The organism is Neobacillus sp. FW104-15D2, from assembly GCF_058790155.1.
The window spans coordinates 206,459-225,105 of the sequence record NZ_JBYTCJ010000001.1 but is presented as its reverse complement, the minus strand read 5'-3'; the positions used below and the strand labels follow the sequence as shown (position 1 = coordinate 225,105).

The 18,647-nt window shown below is 40.7% G+C and carries 23 protein-coding genes; all 23 read right to left on the bottom strand.

The genetic code is table 11. The annotated features are described in order from the left end of the window. Positions 1 to 117: 117 nt before the first annotated feature. Positions 118 to 1,206, bottom strand: coding sequence for a flagellar biosynthesis protein FlhB (gene flhB, locus AC3WR0_RS01165; protein WP_492550620.1), 1,089 nt, complete (start codon positions 1,204 to 1,206; stop codon positions 118 to 120). Continuing rightward, positions 1,207 to 1,983, bottom strand: coding sequence for a flagellar biosynthetic protein FliR (gene fliR, locus AC3WR0_RS01160; RefSeq protein ID WP_492550619.1), 777 nt, complete (start codon positions 1,981 to 1,983; stop codon positions 1,207 to 1,209). A 3-nt stretch (positions 1,984 to 1,986) separates the two neighbouring features. Continuing rightward, the gene (gene fliQ, locus AC3WR0_RS01155; protein ID WP_027323402.1) at positions 1,987 to 2,256 is read right to left on the bottom strand and encodes a flagellar biosynthesis protein FliQ; all 270 of its coding nucleotides are present in this window, start codon (positions 2,254 to 2,256) and stop codon (positions 1,987 to 1,989) included. 14 nt (positions 2,257 to 2,270) lie between these two features. Then, positions 2,271 to 2,936, bottom strand: coding sequence for a flagellar type III secretion system pore protein FliP (gene fliP, locus AC3WR0_RS01150; protein ID WP_492550618.1), 666 nt, complete (start codon positions 2,934 to 2,936; stop codon positions 2,271 to 2,273). Further along, the gene (locus AC3WR0_RS01145; RefSeq protein ID WP_492550617.1) at positions 2,933 to 3,595 is read right to left on the bottom strand and encodes a flagellar biosynthetic protein FliO; all 663 of its coding nucleotides are present in this window, start codon (positions 3,593 to 3,595) and stop codon (positions 2,933 to 2,935) included. Before AC3WR0_RS01145 ends, fliP begins: the two co-directional genes overlap by 4 nt. Before the next feature lie 19 nt (positions 3,596 to 3,614). Beyond that, positions 3,615 to 3,977, bottom strand: coding sequence for a response regulator (locus AC3WR0_RS01140; RefSeq protein ID WP_492550616.1), 363 nt, complete (start codon positions 3,975 to 3,977; stop codon positions 3,615 to 3,617). 30 nt (positions 3,978 to 4,007) lie between these two features. Further along, a complete protein-coding gene (gene fliY, locus AC3WR0_RS01135) occupies positions 4,008 to 5,240 on the bottom strand; it encodes a flagellar motor switch phosphatase FliY (protein ID WP_492550615.1) in 1,233 nt (410 codons plus the stop codon). Further along, entirely contained in the window at positions 5,230 to 6,228 is a 999-nt protein-coding gene (fliM, locus tag AC3WR0_RS01130; RefSeq protein WP_492550614.1) for a flagellar motor switch protein FliM, read from the bottom strand. The genes fliY and fliM overlap by 11 nt, the downstream gene beginning before the upstream one ends. Positions 6,229 to 6,270: 42 nt before the next feature. Beyond that, entirely contained in the window at positions 6,271 to 6,699 is a 429-nt protein-coding gene (gene fliL / locus AC3WR0_RS01125) for a flagellar basal body-associated protein FliL (protein ID WP_492550613.1), read from the bottom strand. Further along, positions 6,686 to 6,910, bottom strand: coding sequence for a flagellar FlbD family protein (locus AC3WR0_RS01120; protein WP_492550612.1), 225 nt, complete (start codon positions 6,908 to 6,910; stop codon positions 6,686 to 6,688). The genes fliL and AC3WR0_RS01120 overlap by 14 nt, the downstream gene beginning before the upstream one ends. 53 nt (positions 6,911 to 6,963) lie before the next feature. Further along, the gene (locus AC3WR0_RS01115; RefSeq protein WP_492550611.1) at positions 6,964 to 8,154 is read right to left on the bottom strand and encodes a flagellar hook protein FlgE; all 1,191 of its coding nucleotides are present in this window, start codon (positions 8,152 to 8,154) and stop codon (positions 6,964 to 6,966) included. 75 nt (positions 8,155 to 8,229) lie between these two features. Continuing rightward, positions 8,230 to 8,619 carry a TIGR02530 family flagellar biosynthesis protein gene (locus AC3WR0_RS01110; protein WP_492550610.1) on the bottom strand — a complete coding sequence of 130 codons (390 nt, stop codon included), beginning with the start codon at positions 8,617 to 8,619 and terminating at the stop codon, positions 8,230 to 8,232. 19 nt (positions 8,620 to 8,638) lie between these two features. After that, on the bottom strand, positions 8,639 to 9,256 hold the full coding sequence (gene flgD / locus AC3WR0_RS01105; protein ID WP_492550609.1) for a flagellar hook assembly protein FlgD: 618 nt from the start codon (positions 9,254 to 9,256) through the stop codon (positions 8,639 to 8,641). 8 nt (positions 9,257 to 9,264) lie between these two features. Continuing rightward, positions 9,265 to 10,509: a flagellar hook-length control protein FliK gene (locus AC3WR0_RS01100; RefSeq protein ID WP_492550608.1), complete on the bottom strand. Its 1,245-nt coding sequence runs from the start codon at positions 10,507 to 10,509 to the stop codon at positions 9,265 to 9,267. 265 nt (positions 10,510 to 10,774) lie between these two features. Next, entirely contained in the window at positions 10,775 to 11,386 is a 612-nt protein-coding gene (locus AC3WR0_RS01095) for a MotE family protein (protein ID WP_492550607.1), read from the bottom strand. 8 nt (positions 11,387 to 11,394) lie between these two features. After that, positions 11,395 to 11,838 (bottom strand): flagellar export protein FliJ, encoded by a 444-nt coding sequence (fliJ, locus tag AC3WR0_RS01090; RefSeq protein ID WP_492550606.1) that lies wholly within the window; start codon positions 11,836 to 11,838, stop codon positions 11,395 to 11,397. Positions 11,839 to 11,846: 8 nt separating this feature from the next. Then, positions 11,847 to 13,160 carry a flagellar protein export ATPase FliI gene (fliI, locus tag AC3WR0_RS01085; RefSeq protein ID WP_492550605.1) on the bottom strand — a complete coding sequence of 438 codons (1,314 nt, stop codon included), beginning with the start codon at positions 13,158 to 13,160 and terminating at the stop codon, positions 11,847 to 11,849. After that, positions 13,157 to 13,927 (bottom strand): flagellar assembly protein FliH, encoded by a 771-nt coding sequence (gene fliH, locus AC3WR0_RS01080; protein ID WP_492550604.1) that lies wholly within the window; start codon positions 13,925 to 13,927, stop codon positions 13,157 to 13,159. The genes fliI and fliH overlap by 4 nt, the downstream gene beginning before the upstream one ends. Continuing rightward, a complete protein-coding gene (gene fliG, locus AC3WR0_RS01075; RefSeq protein ID WP_492550603.1) occupies positions 13,911 to 14,924 on the bottom strand; it encodes a flagellar motor switch protein FliG in 1,014 nt (337 codons plus the stop codon). Before fliG ends, fliH begins: the two co-directional genes overlap by 17 nt. Before the next feature lie 19 nt (positions 14,925 to 14,943). Continuing rightward, positions 14,944 to 16,545, bottom strand: coding sequence for a flagellar basal-body MS-ring/collar protein FliF (fliF, locus tag AC3WR0_RS01070; RefSeq protein WP_492550602.1), 1,602 nt, complete (start codon positions 16,543 to 16,545; stop codon positions 14,944 to 14,946). A 77-nt stretch (positions 16,546 to 16,622) separates the two neighbouring features. Then, a complete protein-coding gene (gene fliE, locus AC3WR0_RS01065) occupies positions 16,623 to 16,934 on the bottom strand; it encodes a flagellar hook-basal body complex protein FliE (protein WP_492550601.1) in 312 nt (103 codons plus the stop codon). A gap of 13 nt (positions 16,935 to 16,947) precedes the next feature. Further along, a complete protein-coding gene (gene flgC, locus AC3WR0_RS01060) occupies positions 16,948 to 17,406 on the bottom strand; it encodes a flagellar basal body rod protein FlgC (protein WP_492550600.1) in 459 nt (152 codons plus the stop codon). A gap of 2 nt (positions 17,407 to 17,408) precedes the next feature. Further along, a complete protein-coding gene (flgB, locus tag AC3WR0_RS01055) occupies positions 17,409 to 17,801 on the bottom strand; it encodes a flagellar basal body rod protein FlgB (protein ID WP_492550599.1) in 393 nt (130 codons plus the stop codon). Between the last annotated feature and the right edge of the window lie 846 nt (positions 17,802 to 18,647).

The window sequence follows — 18,647 nt, the reverse complement described above, 5'->3', positions numbered from 1 at the left end:
GCGAAATCAATTTTTCTACTAGAATATTATAAATTCATTTGCTTGCTTAGTTAAATATTGCCCCGGCATACAGCCAGGTGGTACTTGGTGAGGCGCTAAACAGTCGACGCGGGCTGTTTATTCCACTTTATTTTTAATTCTATATACATAAGCAAGAATTTCAGCAACCGCCTTGAAAAACTCTTCCGGTATGGAATCTCCTATTTCGGTCTGGCTGTAAAGTGCTCTTGCAAGGGGGCGGTTTTCTACCATAATGACATCATGTTCCTTAGCGATCATTTTAATCTTTTGAGCTAGAAAATCAGCGCCCTTTGCTACGACAACTGGTGCATCCCTTTTTGCTTCATCATATTGAATTACAATGGCAAAGTGGGTAGGATTCGTGATGACAACATCCGCCTTAGGGACTTCCTGCATCATTCTTCTCATCGCCATTTCTCTTTGCCTTTGCTTTATTTTTGATTTGATTAGCGGATCGCCCTCGGTACTTTTATATTCATCCTTAATATCCTGCTTGGACATTCGGATATTTTTTTCGAAATCATATTTTTGATAGAGAAAATCCAATAGAGCCAAAAATAGCAGCGCTCCAGAGGCATATAATCCCATATCCACCGTCAGTCCCCCAATAAGGGCGAAAGCTGCTCCAACTGGTTTCTGAGAGAGTGCCAGTATCTGATCCATTTTTGTCCATAAAACAGAAAATGTAACAGCCCCAACAAATCCTATTTTTAAAATCGATTTAATTAATTCAATAATTGCTCTGAGTGAAAAGATTCTTTTAAAACCGCTAATAGGATTGATTTTTTCAAACTTTGGCTGAATCGCTTCTGCTGAAAAAATAATCCCTACCTGAGCATAATTAGCAGCAACACCTGCTAAAAGTGCAACTAGCAAGATTGGTCCAAGATATAAAGCAATTGCTTTTAAAGTAGCAGCCAGAAGGGCCTGTACATTGTTTTCTGTCAACTCCATTAGCAAACTATCTTGCTGAAAAGAATGGCTGAACAAATCAAATATTCCACTTTTTAAACTATTTCCTGCAAAGAGCATATATAGAAAAACGGATAATAAAACGGCTGCAGTGTTTATGTCCTGGCTCTTTGCTGCCTGTCCCTTTTTTCTGGCTTCGTGCCTTTTCTTTGGGGTAGCTTTTTCAGTTTTTTCACCTGCAAAAAGTTGCAAATCCAGCTTTAACAAGTGCATTTAAGAACCTCCAAGCAGTTCCATAAGGCTTCTCATCGAAACCAGCATGGATTGAAACATATTGGATACAGCTGCAATCATAGCTCCCATTACAGCGATAACAACTAAAAAGCCAACGATTGTTTTAACTGGCATTCCGACAACGAAAATGTTTAGCTGCGGGACGGTTCTGGCAACAATCCCAAGAGCAATGTCTACGAGAAACAAGCTGCCAACAACCGGTATAGACATTTGAAAGGCTGTCATAAATGTGGTGCTAAAAGATTTAACAACATATTCGGCCACGTTTGCATCACCCAGAGGCAGCCATGGTTTATCAATCGGAATAAACCGGTAGCTGTGATAAATGCCGTCAATCAAAAGGTGATGTCCATTTACTGTTAGTAACAGAAGAAGTCCGAAAGTATATAAATATTGGCCCATCAGAGGGCTTTGTGCCCCAGTTTGCGGATCAATAACATTTGCTATGGCAAATCCCATTTGAAAGTCAATGAGGCCTCCGGCAATTTGAATGGCTGACATAATCATATAGGCCATAAACCCAATTAATAAGCCAACCATAGCTTCTTTGATGATCAGGAGGTAATAAACCAAATTCACTTCCAACACAGGTGGGTGGATGGTATAAAAAATAATCCATGCGAGGAAAAACCCCATCCCTATCTTATGTGCTGCAGGTATGGTCCGATATGAAAAGAGCGGCATCATTAGAAAAAAAGATGTTACACGAACAAATATAAGTAAAAATGCAGGAAAATTTGGATATAATTCATTCATTGCTTAGCCTACAAACCTAGTTAAATTAGAAAATATTTCACTCGCATATGAAAGCATATGGCTCAGCATCCAGGGACCAAAGAATACTATTCCCAGCATGACAGCAATAATTTTGGGAACAAAGGCAAGTGTTTGCTCCTGAATCTGGGTTGTTGCTTGAAAAATACTGATGATCAGGCCTACCACAAGCGCTATTAACATAAGCGGGCCGCATACCATCAGAACGGTATAAATTCCACGTTCAGCTATTGATATTACTGTTTCTGGACTCATTTCTGTTCACCTGCTTAAAAGCTTTGTAGTAAGGATTTGACGACTAAATACCAGCCGTCGACCAGAACGAATAATAATATTTTAAAAGGAAGTGAGATCATAACTGGGGGAAGCATCATCATCCCCATCGACATTAGGACACTCGCAACCACCATATCTATTACAAGGAAAGGAATAAAGATCATAAAGCCAATCTGGAACGCTGTTTTTATTTCACTAATTGCAAAAGCAGGAACAAGTGCAGTAAGCGGTATATCCTTTACTGATTTTGGCTGCTTCGCTTTAGAATATTCGAGAAACAATGAAAGGTCTTTCTGCCTTGTATGATCGCTCATAAAGTCTTTGAAAGGCACTGCTGCTCTGTCGTAAGCCTGATTTAAAGTGATTTTGTTATCAAATAACGGTGTCAGGGCTTTGTCGTTCACCTCGTGAAAAGTGGGAGCCATTATAAAAAAAGTTAAAAACAATGACAATCCGACAATAACCTGATTAGGCGGCATTTGCTGTGTAGCGAGCGCCGTTCTGACAAAGGAAAGAACAATGACGATCCGTGTAAAACATGTCATTAATATTAAAATGCTGGGAGCCAATGAAAGCACCGTCAATAGCAGGAGAAGTTTAACGGATGTAGAAACATTCTCAGGTGAACTGGTATTAAAAAAATCCACGAACTGATTCATTGCTTGTCTGACTCCTTCTTCTCCAGCTTATCGAAAATTTTCTTTCTTCCTTTGGAAATATCGTCCAGCTGAGTTTTTAGCACGGCAGAGAAAGACTCTCCATTTCCGTTTGATGACTGAAGCTTCCTGGTTCTTTCAACGATCTTTGTCACAATATCGCTTGGCTGGATAAGCTGTTCCATCCTGCTGTTATAATCATCGATAATTTGGTTTCGCTCATTTTCGTTCTCAATTTCCTTTAACAGCTGAATGCTTTCCCCAACACCTACTATAAAAAGCTGGTTCGCAACTTTTATAATTTGAACCGAACGGTTAGCGCCTAGACTGGTTCCCCCAAGGTTTTCCACCAGCTGCGAGTTTTTGTACACCCGGCTTTTTTTATTGATAAACCTTAGCAGAAAATAGAGCAGGGCAACGACAAAGGCTGTAGCAAAAATCATTCTTACAAAATCCCAAAAAGTAACTCCTACCTCCTGGGCTTTCGCCTTCTGCTCCCCGCCACTTTTCACTGGTGTCACAGTATCCTTGCATTTTTCGGGGTGTTTAATGCAATCTTTTACACTATTATTCATTTGCTCTGCAAAGGCCGTATGCTGGGAGCCAAGCAGAGCAATAAAAACCAGTAACAATATTTTTATGCCTTTTTCCAAATTAACCAAGGCGTGCACCCTCATTTCATTAGACCAGCGCTTTTGAAATCGCTTCTATAACACGGTCAGCCTGGAAGGGTTTTACAATAAAGTCTCTTGCTCCTGCCTGGATGGCATCGATAACCATTGCCTGCTGGCCCATAGCTGAACACATAATCACTTTTGCGCTTGGATTTAACTTCTTGATCTCTTTTAATGCAGTAATTCCATCCATTTCTGGCATAGTAATATCCATTGTTACAAGGTCAGGGTGTGTCTCCTTGTATTTCTCAATCGCCTGAGCGCCATCGGCTGCCTCGCCCACAACCTCAAAGCCATTCTTCGTTAAAATATCCTTTATCATCATTCTCATAAAAGCTGCATCGTCTACGATTAAAATCTTGTTAGCCATTTATCCATTTACCTCCGGGTACATTATTATTTAGCGTAATTTCTTTATTCTGTCACTTTGGCTGATAATATCAGTCACACGGACGCCAAAGTTTTCATCTATTACCACAACTTCTCCTTTGGCAATTAGACGGTTGTTTACTAAAATATCAACAGGCTCACCTGCAAGCTTGTCCAGTTCGATAATGGATCCAGGAGAAAGCTCAAGTATTTCTTTAACAGTACGCTTGGTCCTTCCAAGTTCTACTGTTACCTGGAGAGGAATATCAAGCAGCATATTCAAATTCTTCTGTTCTGGCTCCTGCGGTCTCATTGGTTCAAAATTAGAAAACACCGCCGGCTGGACAGCTGGCTGCTGGCCGCCACTAAAATTCGCACCTATATGCTGAGGACTGTGCTGCTCCTGCTGATATGGAACTGTTTGTTGATTGCTATTTTGATAGTTAGTACTCTCTTGATTAAGGCCTGAGCTAGAACCATAGGACTCAGAGTGGTGAGCAGGTGGAGCTGCCTGTGGCTGATTGGTTTGCTGCTGAGTGCTGGCACTAGGCTGTTGTATATGCGGATCGGCTTCTGCTTGGCCCGGATTCATCAAATCAAATACCAGCTTTTTAGCAAAATCAAGCGGAACAATCTGCATGATGGTTGAATCAATTAGGTCACCAACTTTCAGACGGAATGAAATTTTGACAAGCATTTCTATTCCTGAAATCCTCTCGGTACCCTCACCCTGCTTTACATCAAGAATGCTAAGGGTCGGAGGTGATATATCAACTCTTTTATTAAAGATGGTTGACATCGAGGTTGCTGCTGATCCCATCATTTGATTCATGGCTTCCTGAACAGCACTCAGCTGGATTTCCCCCAAATAATCTGCAGGATTTTTACCATCACCGCCAAGCATCAGGTCAACAATAATAGCCGCATCACTTTGCTTCACAATTAAAATATTTCTGCCTGAAAATCCTTCCGTATAGCTGACCTCAATACCTACATAGGGATGCGGGAATTCGTCTGCAAGCCTTTCTTTATGTACAGCTGTTACAGTAGGAGTGGTTATTTCTACTTTTTGATTCAATAATGTGGACAATGCAGTTGCCGAGCTGCCAAATGAGATATTGCCTATTTCACCAAGGGCATCTATTTCAATCGGAGTAAGATACTCTTCTTCTTTTGGCTCTTCTGAATCAAAAGTATCATCTTCATCTGTTGCGCGCAGAAGCGCATCTATTTCGTCCTGAGAAAGCATATCATCACTCATCATCGCCATCTCCTCCTTTCAATGTATCAAGCACTTGAATAGCCATTTTTTTATTCATTTTTCCTGGCTGTCCATAAAACTTAGGAATCTCGCCAACTTTTATTAGAAGCGGAGTTGATATTAATTGATCCAATTCAATCACATCATCAACATCCAGCATGAGAAAATCCTGAACCGTAATATCGGCATTTCCCATTTCCACACTCACGGATACGTCCGCATTCTGAATACTTTTCTCTAAAACAGCAATTTCCCTTGGTTCTCTTTCCTTCTTCTCAGACTGCATCCAATAATGGACGGAGAGCTTTGGTATTATTGGTTCAAGGACCACATGCGGTATGCAAATATTTATCATTCCGCTTGTTTCTCCGATAACAGTGTTGAGCGAGATGACGACTACTGTTTCGTTTGGGGACACCATCTGCAAAAATTGCGGGTTGACCTCAAAATCTGACAGTACAGGATCAATATCAGCCAAACTGCTCCATGCCTCCCTGAGGCCTTCAAATGCACGTTCAAACATATTGGACATGATTTTCGTTTCTATCTCAGTCAGGTTATCTACCTTATTAACGCTTGCCCCTCTGCCTCCCAAAAGCCTGTCAAGCATGGCATAAGCAATATTGGGATTTACCTCCATTAAAATCCTGCCCTCCAGAGGATAAACCTCATAGACATTAAGAATCGTCATTTTGGGAATGGACCTGATAAATTCTTCATAAGGAATTTGGTCTGCGGATGCCACGGAAATTTGTACATATGTCCGCAACTGTGCAGAGAAATATGTAGTTAACAGCCTTGCAAAATTATCATGTATCCGAGTCAGGCTTCGTATTTGGTCTTTTGAGAATCTAAGAGCTCTCTTAAAATCATAGACTCTTACTTTTTTCTCAGTCTGTTCTTTCTTAAGCTCGTCAGCATCCATCTCTCCGGTAGATAAAGCAGAGAGCAAGGCATCAATTTCACTTTGCGATAAAACTTCTCCTGCCATACAGTCTCACCTCCATATCTGTATTGATTTTGTTTTCTCTTGTTATTGAAGAAGAGAGTCTGTGATATATACCTTAACTACTTTTCCATCCTGCATTAAATGATTAATCCGGTCTTTCAAAGTATTTTCGAGCTGCAATTTGCCTTCTTTGCCCTGCAAATCCTTTGCCTGCTTTTCCGAAAGCTCCTGGATAATGATATTTTTTACCTGGAAATCCCGTTTTTGCACTTCGTCTTTTGCATCAGTGCTGTCTGTTTGGATTTTAAAAGAAATCCGGATATAATCGTCACTTGCCAGGTTAGTTGTGAGCTGTGGAATATCAACCGAATCCTCCAGCACCTCATCAATAGTAGGGCCCTTTGCTTCTGCGGTGTTATTCATCTTGTATATAACAGTTGCGGCTACCGCACCTACCAGTAAAATGGCAGCAAGCATAATCGTCATAATCATGAACAATTTATTTTTCATCATTTTCAATTTCCTCCAACTGCAGTTGACCCAGAAGACTTACAGATTGATAGAATTTCTTTATGTTCTCCACTGTTACCTGCTCCGATTCCTTCACAACGTACTTATGTCCATTTAGAAGTGTAATAGTAGTATCAGGGAAGGATTCAACAGTTTCGATATAGATGGCGTTAAGTGTAAATTCTTTTCCGTTTAATCTGGTTACTTTTATCACGTTTAGTTATTCAGGGAAGAAAAGAATTTTTTTCTTCCCCATCCTCCTATAAATTATCGTTTCAAATTAACAAGTTCCTGAAGGATTTCATCTGAAGTTGTAATAATCTTGGTATTCGCCTGGAAGCCACGCTGTGCAGTAATCATTTCGGTAAATTCCTCGGAAAGATCCACGTTGGACATTTCCAGCGATCCCGCAGCAATGGAACCTCTGCCATCACCTGGCGTACCGATGTTTGCGGTTCCTGAGTTAATAGATTCCTGGAAGGAATTGCTTCCTGTCTTTGTTAAACCTGATGCGTTGCTGAATTTAGCAATTGCCAATACTCCCAGAGTCTTTACAAGGCCATTGGAATATACTCCGTTTATTGCTCCGGAAGAACCAATGTTAAAGCTTTCAAGGGCACCCTGAAGGTTACCGTCGGGATTAACAAGTGCGGTGGTCGGACCTGCATCTTGCGTTAACCCTGAAAAATCCAAATTAATTGATGATCCCCCAAATGTAAGAGTAGAGGAAGGAGTAGCTGCACTAAACTTTTTGGTGGCTGTGTCAAAGTCCAAGTTTATAGAATTGCCTGTACCAGTCACTTCTGGAAAAGTTACATTCCAAGTATTAGAATCTATTTTTTTGAAAACAGCCTCCAATTTCTGTTCGTTTCCTTTATTGTCGATTACCTTAATTTGCTGGCTGTATACTGTATTATCAATTGCATCTTCTGATAAGTTACCGGCCATTTTAATATTTCCAGTGACCACAGGAGGCAAAACAGCGTTCACATTTACCGCTACATCCCCGAGCACATTAGTAGGTTCACCAGTTGCTGAATCTACTTTATATGCCTGTACCTTTAAACCATCACCATTTACCAGATTTCCAGAGTTATCAAGATAAAAGTTTCCTGCACGGGTATAAGATAGCTGATTGCCCTGCTTAGTTACGAAATAGCCATCACCGGAAATCGCAACATCCAGTGCTCTTCCTGTTGTCTGCAGCGCAGCTTGAGTGTCGACAGTATCAATGGTAGCAAAAGTGGAACCAAGTCCAACCTGCATCGGGTTTTTACCTCCGCGATTGTTTTGCGCAGCACTGGCACCTGAAATTGTCTGGTTCATAGTATCTTTAAAGGTTACACGGCCTTTTTTAAATCCAAATGTGTTTACGTTAGCGATATTATTGCCAATTACATCTAGCTTTGTCTGGAAGTTTTTCATTCCACTGATTCCTGAGTACATTGAACGAAGCATTGTTTTTCCTCCTTCTATTTGGAGCTGCGTCTGTCAGTCGGCAGCTCTTGGCTTCCTCTTCAAGGTCCGGCCAATTTATGAATCTATTAAAATCGTTCCATTAATATTCGTAAATATTTGTGACGAAGCTTCCTGCCTGTTCATCGCTGTAATTACCTTATTATTTTTTGCGCTTACGATTAGGGCTGCATCCTTCAGAAGCACCAGGGATTCATTCACACCCATCTTTTTTGCGGTTAAAACCTTTTGTTCAATCTGGCCCCACTTTTCCTCGCTTATCCTGATATTCCGTTCCTTCAAACGATCCTCGGCATGTTTGCTAATCGACAAGCTGGAACTTGCTTCAATTGCATTCTGAAGATGCATTGAAAAAGGATTTTTTGCCTGGGACTGGTTTATGTTTTGCTTTATTGGATTCGTTAATGGTGTTTTGGGAACGATTGAATGAAAAATAGTTTTATCCATTTCTATCATTCTCCAATCTTTATTCTATTTTGGTTATCTGTGACGCATTAATTCTTGCCTCATCATTTAAAAGATATTGAGTTTTCCCATCCTTAAACGACACAGACTTTACAGTTGCTGTTTTTTCTTCCTTCTGGTCATTTGTATAATCAACCGTTTTTCCAATGAGCATAGATGATTGAAGCATCTGGCTGTCAATGGAGGTTTCATTAATCTGTGAGATATTGCCGGGTTCAAGGGTTGTGCCATCCTCTAATGTAAAGAGAACAGTATCGTCCTTAAATTGAACGGAAACTACTTTCCCCTCGCCTTGCTGAACATTTGTCTGTCCTTCCTGCGCCTTATGCCAGGTTACATCCCTGCCAACAAATTGGCTGTATTGAATCAGCTTGTTTTGCTGCTGCACAGAAACAAATTGGTCAATGGACTTCCCCATATTTGTTATCTGCTCCAGTGTAGAGAACGTTGCCATTTGCGCCACAAAATCTTTATCCTGCATTGGATTAAGTGGGTCCTGGTTCTGCAGCTGGGTCATTAGGATCTTAAGAAAGTCATCTTTACCGAGTGTACTAGTAGCTTTTTTTGCTGTATTCTGGACTGTATTTAATAATAAAGATGAATCAATTGTATTTGCCATATTCTCACCTAAACTTCCATATTTACAAGCGCTTCTTCAAGCGAAAAGTTAAAATCTCCATCATCTTCTTCGTTCTTTTTATTATTTTCCTGCGGATTCTGTCTTTGCCCCTGTGGCTGTCCCTGCTGTTCTCTCCCCAGAAAGCGGTCAGGCTGGCTTAACTGCTGTGTTATTTCCAGTCTTTCCACTTGAATGTTTTGTGCTGCAAAGGCCTGTTTCAATCCATTCACGTGAGACTCCAGAGCATCTTTTGCGGCACCTGTTGAAGTTAATATTTTCGCTGTAATCGAACCGTCTTTTTGAATTAACTCAATTCTTAAAGAACCAAGATTGTCAGGATGAAGATTTACCAATAATTTTTGCTCTCCGCCAGTACCACTCATTTGCGCCTTGGAGAGAATAGATTCAAACTGTCTTATTAATTCATTGGTATTAATAGGTCTCCCATTGCTTTGAAGCACAAGCATAGGCTGTACAGCTTTTCCTGTACTTTGTGAATTTATCGTTTCCCCGCTGATATGCAGATTAAAATCCTGCGAGGCTGTTTTAATTTCTTGTTTTTTGAAAAAATTATTTTCTTTTTTCTCAGTTTTTTGGTTTAAGTCGCTAACTAACCGGGTAAATACATTTTGTGAAAATTCAACTCTGGTAGCTGGCTTTTGATTTACAGCTAAATTACTTAAATTTTCCTTTACCTTTTCAAGGAGACTTCCAAGACTGTCGAAGGACTTTGCCGAGTCCTTACTCGCAGCCATAAGGTCGTATAGCTTAGCTGCCTTTAAAAAATTTTTTAAATCGTCTGCTGGTAATTTCATAAGCTTGTCCTGAGGCAAAGTTAATAGACCAGCCAGCATATTTGCTAATAAATCCTGAGGATTTTTATCATCTTTCTTTTCCTGCGGTAATGAGTTGCCAATTCCCCCGGAAAGGGATTCTAACAGACTGTTCCATTTTTCATCGCTGATTCCAAGGTATTGCTTTATCATTTGGAGCATATCTGTATCAGAATTGCCCATCAGCACATCCTGGAGTTTAAATCCTCCGTCAATATCCTGGATATTCACCGTTCCTAGGAAAGATAAGAGATCGGTTAAGTCAAGATTTGTTAAAGAATTAGGGTCCTTCTTTTGTTCTTCTTTTGGCTGAGTCTGAAGCCCTTTAAGGACACTCATAAAGCTTTCTTTTCCTTTTGTTCCTTGAGCATTTTGAGAAGATACCATACCTTTTACATATCCTAGTCCGCCGATTTGCATGTTTTCACCTCCCTTCAAAAGAAATGCGTAAGCGCCTGTTTAGCGATGTATGGGCTGACGCCTGCACCGACTGAGATAAAGGAAACACGAAGAGCTTAGCGATTCGTTGTTGACTTATCATAGGGAGGTGTGGGATGGCCACTAATTGCACCAAGTATCACCTACGGTCATACTTGATGCAAGATACTCCAAGAAGCATTTTCAAAGTTGAAAACTCGCTAGGCGCTGAAGCTGGACAGTTTTAAATTTCACGCAATTATAATTTTTACTGGTCCTGGCTGTCTGTTTGATCCTGGGTGGTAAGCATGCCAGTAAATTTAGCAGCCTGAGCTGGATCCATGTTCTCCATTATTCCAGCAAGTGTTTCTGGCTTAATATTGGATAAAATCTTAAGCGCTTCTGTTTCAGGCATTTTTGAAATAATGGGTGCCGACTTTTTCACCGGCATGGTTTCGTAGGTTCTTACTATATCTTTAAATGCCCGTTTGTTTTCTTCCTGAATAGCTTCTAGGTTATTAACTTCCTGCTGCAGCTTACTTTTTTCTAGCTCACCCATTTGGATGCTTTTATCCTTTTGGTCCATTTGTGTTTTTAACTGCTGGATTTTTGCTTCACGGTCTTTGATTTGGCTTTCTAAGTCAATGATGTTTTTTTCCAGCTGCTGGTTATTTTCTTTTTTATCGACTGCGAACAAGCTGCCCACTAGGGGGATTTTGTTCCCATATTCCTTGGCTACCTCAAACACGTTGATACCTGAAAATGTCATGACCACTAGTGCAACTGTTATAGTAAAAAGTAAAGGAATAAGAACAATATATACAAACCATTGAAAAGGGCTATATCTTGTGCGTTCTTTTTCTTCAGAGGTTTTTTCCATTTTGCCACCTAATTTCCCCGGTTCATAAACTGCTGAATCGAGATATCATCCATTTGTTTCCCCTCAAAGGCATTCATTTCTTTGAGGTAATGGCGATGATCTTTTTCTTTCATTTTTTGATATTTTTTTACTTCCACATTATTTTCCAGAAGCTTCTCATGATAAAAGTTCATTCTGCCACGTGCATTTAACACCATTTTTTGATAATGCTCAATTGTCTTTTCAAGGTTTACAATAAACTGCTGATGATGCCTGATTTCCTGAACGTTCAGTCCTTTTTCCAGCCTTGAAGATTGGTGAGACTGCATATCCTCTTTCTTTTTTAAGAGGGAATACAGTTTTTCTGCTGCTTCCTCAAACTTTCGTACCGACTCATTATAGAAGGAGAGGGCTTCGTCCTTTTCCTTTTCTTTAATATGAAGGATTTTTTCAAATCTATATTGATAGACCATCAGCAAAATCACCCTGCCCCTACTAAATCGAATAACTGATAAATGCTTTCTTCCATAGAAACCTTTTCACTTGTAGACTGCTTTAAAAAAGAAAGGATGTGAGGATAAAGTCTTACGGCTTCATCGATTTCAGCTGATGAACCCTTTTTATAAGCACCTATATTAATTAAATCCTCCGAATTCATGTAGATGCTTAATAGATCGCGCAGCTTTTCTGCTGCTCTGGCCTGTTCAGGGGTTACGATTTGATTCATAATCCGGCTGATGCTTTTTAACACATTTACTGCTGGATACTGCCCTTTATTAGCCAGATCCCGATCAAGGACAAAATGACCATCCAAAATTCCCCGTACCGTATCAGCAACCGGTTCGTTCATATCATCTCCGTCTACCAGGACGGTATAAAAACCTGTAATAGAACCAGATTGATTTGTTCCTGTCCTCTCCAGAAGTTTAGGAAGTACGGCAAAAACTGAAGGAGTGTATCCTTTGGTTGTCGGCGGTTCTCCGACTGCAAGTCCTACTTCGCGCTGTGCCATGGCAACCCTAGTTACAGAGTCCATCATCAGCATGACATTAAGTCCTTTGTCCCGGAAGTATTCGGCAATGGCTGTTGCAGTAAATGCCCCTTTTATTCTCATAAGCGCGGGCTGGTCCGAGGTGGCAACCACCACTATGGATCTTTTTAATCCTTCTTCGCCGAGATCCCGCTCGATGAATTCTCTTACTTCTCTTCCCCGTTCACCTATTAAAGCAATTACATTTAAATCCGCTTTTGTATTCCTCGCAATCATTCCAAGCAGCGTGCTTTTTCCTACTCCGCTTCCCGCAAAGATACCAACCCTTTGCCCGTTTCCGACGGTAAGAAGGCCATCAATCATCCTTACTCCCACCTCAATCGATTCCCGAATAGGAGGCCGGTTCATGGGATTGGGTGGTGACTGTTCCGTTGGGACCGACGACAGACCTTTGGGAAGGAGAGAACCATCGAGCGGATAACCAAGGGAATCTATAACACTTCCAATAAGTGCTGCTCCAACTTTCACCTCAAGAGGTTTTGAAGAAGCCTCCACCAGACTGCCGGCTGAAATATCCTGAACAGCAGTATATGGCATAAGAATAATGTTTTCTTCCCTAAAGCCGACTACTTCCGCCATAATTTTCCGTTTTTGTCTTCCGCCAACATGAATAAAGCAGACATCTCCAATTGAACTTTCAGGGCCCTGTGATTCAATCATTAGTCCGACGACCCTTTTCACTCTTCCATATCTTCGAAACGTATCCAATTCGTTTATATGTTCGAGAAGAGATGCAGCTTTCATTCTGTTCCACTCTCCAGCAAATCTATTAGTTTGTTTTTTATTTCATCCAGCTGGCTGTCCACACTTGCATCTATTCGGCCATTCGCCGACTCGATAAGACATGCTTCTTCTAAAAGGTCTTCATCAGGATAAATATAAAAATCTACTTCTCTTGGAAACAGAGCAATTAACTCATCCTTCCGGGATAAAAGGAAACTATAGCGGGAAGGATTCACATGAACCTGGACCTCCCGAAATTCTCTTGCTTCCTTCAATGCCCGTTTAACGATGAGAAGAAAATCTTCCTCTTGTTCACTAATTCTGGTACCAAGAATACGTCCAGCAACCTTCATTCCAAGTTCTAAAATGGTTCTTTCAGCCTTCTCTACATTTTTTTTATACTCTAATTTAGAATCTTCTACGATCTCTTTAGCAAAATTGATTGTGTCGCTGTACTCCTGGTAGCCCTGGTTTCTGCCTTCCCCAAGGCCCTGCTCATACCCTTTTCTTTGTGCGGCTTCTTCAAGGTTATGCCGCTGCCGTTCCCATTCTTCTTTTTCCGAAGCAATTTGCTCACGGACAGCTTGAGCATGGACAGCAGCTTCCTGCATAATCATGTCTGCTTGCATTTGGGCGCTTCCAATAATACTTTCCCCTTGCTCTTCAAAGACATAAGGTAACTCATAGGAACCTGTATTGCTGCTTTGCACCGCTTTTATTCCAATTATTCTTTTTTCCGTTTTTGGTGCAGCCCACTGGGATTTAATTAATCTAGACAATAATATCATCCCCTCCGCCGCGGGCAATGACGATTTCTCCTGCATCTTCCAGACGGCGAATGATGGAAACAATTCTTGTTTGGGCCTCTTCTACATCGCGTAATCGGACAGGACCCATGTATTCCATTTCATCCTTAAAGGTTTCTACCATACGAGAAGACATATTGCGGTATACAATTTCTTTAACCTCATCACTGGATACCTTGAGCGAAAGCATAAGGTCTTCATTTTCACATTCACGAATGACACGCTGTATTGCACGATTATCAAGAGTAACAATGTCTTCGAATACAAACATTCTTTTCTTAATTTCTTCTGCGAGTTCAGGATCCTGAATCTCCAGTGCATCGAGGATTGTGCGTTCTGTCGCCCGGTCAACTCCGTTCAGTACATCTACGACAGCCTCAATTCCTCCAGTTTGTGTGTAATCCTGGGTTACAGTAGCTGAAAGCTTTCTTTCCAGGATTTGTTCAACTTCATTAATAATTTCTGGAGAAGTACTATCCATCATAGCAATCCTTCTAGCAACATCAGCCTGCATATCCTGCTGGAGCTCAGATAAAATCTGCCCTGCCTGGGCAGGATCAAGGTATGACAAAATTAATGCAATCGTTTGCGGATGTTCGTTTTGAATGAAATTTAGTATTTGAGCGGGATCAGCCTTTCTCGCAAAATCAAATGGACGCACCTTCAGGGAGGAAGTCAGCCTATTGATAATAACGGAGGCCTGTTCTGTTCCCAAAGCTTTTTCAAGGACCGTTTTGGCATAGCCAATCCCTCCCTGAGAGATATAATCCTGAGCAAGAGCTATATTATGGAATTCTTCCAGAACCTCTTCTTTTGAACTGTTGTCCACCTTTTTTACCCCTGAGATTTCAAGTGTTAATTTTTCAATTTCTTCTTCATTCAGGTGCTTATACACTGATGCAGAAACATCAGGACCCAAGGAAATGAGAAGAATGGCTGCTTTTTGTTTCCCGTTAAGATCTTTTTGATTTTTTGCCATTTTTCAGCACCTCATTTCTCTAGTCTTCTGCAATCCAGGTTCTTAGCAGCTTTGCAAATTCTTCTGGTTTTTCTTTTGCCATCTTTTCTAGCTGTTTCCTTCTTAATGTTGTCTCTGTATCATGTTCGTTGTTCACATCCGGAATATAAACTGGTTCAGGGTCGGTATATGGAAGCATTTCTCCCTCCTCCTGACGTTTTTTCCGTGAGCGCAGGAATAATATCAGCAGCAAGACTATGATAAGAAGCAGTACACCGCCAGCGGCGTAAACCCACCAAGGAATTGATTGCTGTGCTTCTTCGGTAAATTTCATTTTGCCATTGAAGGGCTGAACCGAAACAAGGATTTTATTTTGAATAGCTGCATCCGTTAAATCAGTGCCTTCTTTTTTATCGATGGAGGTACGTACAATAGAACCAAGCATTTTTGAAATATCGTCAACCCTGGCCTGTGGAAGAGAATTAGGATCATTTGGTTTTGGCGGCTCGACCATTACCTGGATTCCAAGATCCCTGATTTTATAAGGGCTTTCGGAAATCTGCTTTTTAATCCTGTTTACTTCATAATTTACTTTGTCATCGACTTTTTCATAATCACCGTCACCATTCGAACTGCCCTCTGCGTATGTGGAGCCCTGTGTGTCAGCTGGGGTTTCAGCTGCCGGTGTTCCTCCCGCTGCATTAGCACCTTTTCCAGTATAAGTTTCAGTGATTTTTTGGGCGCTGATAGCAATTCCCTTCATATTTTCCTTATCCACTGGTTCAACCAGGTTTTCTTCCCTGTTTTCCTGGGTAAAGTCCATATCAGCAGTTACTGACACAACTACTTTGTCCTGGCCCATTAAAGTTCCCAGCATGCTTTGAACCTGGCGCTGAATATCACGTTCAACCTGCTTCTTAATATCAGCCTGAGCTGTGAAGGAAGTACCAGGATTAGAATTATTTTCTTTATTTAAGTCAAAGTACTCAAAATATTGATTCATAATGACGATATTATCTGTAGGAAGATTAGGGACGCTCTTTGAAACCAATTGGTAAAGAGATCTAATCTGTTCGTCCCTGAACTGATATCCTGGTTTTGTGTTCAGAACGATTGAAGCAGAAGCAGCCTCATTTTCATCACTGACGAAAATACCTTTTTCCGGAAGGTTAATCATCACCTTCGCATCCTGCACGCCCTCAATTCCTTTTATCAAGTTAGCAAGCTCCGTTTGCATGGCATCAAGCTTGATCACACTAAATTCCTTATCCGTTGTACCCAGACCGGCATTCTGGCTGAAAAAAGAGTAATCTATACTGCCTGACTTCGGTAATCCCTCAGCTGCCAGCTGTACTTTAAGAGTATCAGCAGATTCCTCAGGAACCATTATGGTTGTCCCGCTATCGGCAATTTCCGAAGTTATACCTTTTTGATCCAGGCTTTGTTTAATTGTCCCTGTTTCGGAAGGCGAGAGATTGCTGTAAAGAGGAACCATTGTAGTTCTCGAAGCAAAGTAAGATATAACCGCAATGACTAAAATCAGGAATAAAAACGACCCAATTGTTAGCGTTTTTTGCCTTTTGGATCTGCTCGTCCAATAATTTTTCAATTTTTCGATATATGTTTTTATTGAATCATTCATTTTAATCCCCCGGTTATTAGGTCTGGAGTATCTGGCAGTCAATAACCGCTTTCTTTTATCTTTTTATCTCTAGCTTTTTACACTTGCATTCTCATAGTTTCCTGGTAAGCTTCAATAACTTTATTCCTTATCTCTAGTGCAGCCTGCATTGTGATACTAGCCTTTTGTCCGGCGATCATTACCTGATGCAGATCCACGTTTTCTCCTCTTGCCAGCTTATCTGTTAAAATATCTGACTGCAGCTGAGTTTCATTTACTTTATTAATAGATTCTTTTAATACGGACGCAAAACTTTTTTGAGGCTCGAATGATGTATTGGATGGATTTTGTATTTGGTTTGTGCCCGCTGTAAAAACTTGTTTTACAGAAGGAAAAGCAACATTATTCATTTAAAGTTCTCCCTTATTTTCCTAATTCCAAAGCTTTCATCATCATACTTTTAGAAGCATTAAATACAGTTACATTCGCTTCATAGGAGCGCGTAGCACTAATTAAATCAACCATTTCACGAAGCGGGTCTACATTTGGCAGCTGTACATAGCCATCCGCATTTGCATCCGGATGTTCCGGATCATAAACAAGCTTGAAAGGCGTTTTTGTATCTTCCTCAATTTTGGAAACCTTCACTCCACCTGCGCCAGCAGAACTCCCACTTCCTATAGCCGAATTCAGAAAGGAGGAAAAGTTTGTTCCCTCTGGCTGGAATTCTACTGTCTTTCTTCGATAGGGCTCCCATTTGCCATTTACATATTTCCCCCGGGTGGAGTCCGCATTTGCCATATTGGAGGAGATAACGTCCATTCTTAGCCGTTGAGCAGTCAAAGCGGAAGCTGTATTATTCATACTTTGAAAAATAGACATTTTTATTTCCCTCCTCTAATCACATTTTGCAAGGTTGAAAACTTTCCGTTTAACCTTTCAATTAATGCATTGTAATAAATCTGGTTTGTCGCTAAATCCGACATTTCTTTATCCATATCTACACTATTGCCGTTTGAATTGTATTGAACATTTTTTTTAGTAATAATCTCCCCTCTATTAGAGGAACTTTCCGAGAAGTCAAAATGGCGGCTGTTGGTCCGGTATGTTTTAAAGCCACTTTCAAGCTCATTGTTTAAAATAGATTTAAAACTAACGTCCTCTGCCTTGTAATTAGGTGTATCCACATTTGCAATATTTTTGGATATTACCTTTTGTTTTAAAGATGAATAATTAAGTGCGCGCTCCAGTGTGGACATATTGGAAAACAGGTCCAATGATAACACCTCTTACTATGTAAAATTTTGAAGCATTATGAAGTATTTTATCGATTTATAACAATCTCTTATTAATTGTAATGATTCTGAAATACTATGTCTACAACTATTCGGATTAAAAGTATCGTACAATTGGCTCATTTTGTCGCTTTTGCCTTAAAATTGTCAATCCTCTTCCCTTGTTCTTCCATTATATTAGTAAAGTTTGACAATTTATTGCCCTGGTTCCATTTTTTGTCGAATTGCATCCCTTCACAATATTAATATATTTCTTTTGTTACGAATCGGGCCAAAAGACCTATTTTAGAACTTTCCCAATCTTCAGTTACCTATTTTTTCACAAAAAAAAAGAGCCTCTATCCGGAAACCTAAGTTCCAGATAGAGGCTTTTGTTTATTTATACCATTTCTTCAAATAGCCATATGACGCTAATCGAGTGCTTTCGCTTTTCTTTTTTGTCTAGCTACAGCGCCCAGCAACTTGTGGCCATCCCACTCCTCCCTACGTTAAGTCAACATCGACTCGCCATGCTCATCGTGTTTCCTTTATCTCATTCGAAGCGGAGGCGCGCAGGACGCGGGTTAGAAAGGCGTTGCCACAGGACGTGGCGACCTTAGCCTTTCTTCAAATGGCCATTCGTCGCTAATCGGGTGCTTTCGCTTTTCTTTTTTGTCTAGCTACAGCACCCAGCGACTTGTGCCCATCCCTCTCCTCCCTACGATAAGTCAACATCGACTCGCCATGCTCATCGTGTTTCCTTTATCTCAGTCGAAGCGGAGGCGCGCAGGACGCGGGTTAGAAAGGCGTTGCCACAGGACGTGGCGACCTTAGCCTTTCTTCAAATGG